The sequence below is a fragment of the Herbaspirillum lusitanum P6-12 genome, from assembly GCF_000256565.1.
Lineage (GTDB): Bacteria > Pseudomonadota > Gammaproteobacteria > Burkholderiales > Burkholderiaceae_D > Herbaspirillum > Herbaspirillum lusitanum.
The window spans coordinates 1-907 of record NZ_AJHH01000733.1 but is presented as its reverse complement, the minus strand read 5'-3'; the positions used below and the strand labels follow the sequence as shown (position 1 = coordinate 907).

1 protein-coding gene and 1 pseudogene are annotated in these 907 nt (G+C 64.6%); both read left to right on the top strand.

Going from position 1 to position 907, the window contains the following annotated elements; all coding sequences use genetic code 11:
- Window positions 1-148, top strand: a pseudogene (locus HLUSI_RS33130) (ABC transporter ATP-binding protein); the annotation flags it as partial.
- 50 nt (window positions 149-198) lie between these two features.
- A partial coding sequence (locus tag HLUSI_RS34725) for a HAMP domain-containing protein (RefSeq protein WP_016836351.1) occupies window positions 199-907 on the top strand: 709 nt, incomplete at its 3' end.

The following is a 907-nucleotide window of genomic DNA, read 5'->3' as shown; positions in this document are numbered from 1 at the left end:
GGCGCGCGCGCGCGCGCGCGCGGCATTGCAGGTCGCCGACTACGCCTACGTGCTGGAAATGGGTGAGCCGGTGATGGAAGGTGCAGCCTCGGAACTCGCGGCCAACAAGCAGATCATCGAGAGCTATCTGGGTTTCGCGAAGCATTAAAAAACATAGCGACGGAGATCGCAAAACAACAAGCAACAGGAGTGGAGACAATGAACCTGCGTCGGTTTTCTATCGGTGCCCGGCTGGGCGGCGGCTTTGCGTTGATGTTCGTTTTGCTGGTCGCGCTCGGCGCGGCGGTCGCTATTCAGGCGGCGTCGCTGCAAAACGGTTTGTCGCAGCAGCTCACGCAGATTGCGGCGAACGTACCGGCGGCGCAGAAGAGCGCCATCGCCACGGCGTTGACCAATTCCGACGCAGCGCGCGGCGTGCTGATGCAATTCGCGATCATCGCCGGCGTGGCGCTGATGCTGGTGTGCGCACTGGCCGCATGGCGCCTGAGCCGCAGCATCACGCGGCCCTTGCAGGCCGCCGTGTCGATTGCGCGGCGTGTGGCGACCGGCGACCTGTCTTCCAAAGTCGTCGTGGAAGGGCGCGACGAAGTCAGCGATCTGCTGGGCGCCTTGCAGGCCATGAACCAGAGCCTGCTCAAGATCGTCGGTGAAGTGCGCTCCGGCACGCGAGTGATTTCGGACGCCTCCGGCCAGATCGCCAGCGGCAACAGCGAGTTGTCGGCGCGCACCGAAGCGCAGGCCAGTTCGCTGGAGCAGACCGCTTCCTCAATGGAGCAACTGACCGCCACCGTTACCCAGAACGCCGACCACGCCGTGCGCGCCAACCAGATCGTCGAGGCGGCGTCCGGCTTCGCCGTCAAGGGCGGCCAGGTGGTGAGCCAGGTGCTCGATACCATGGGTTCGATCA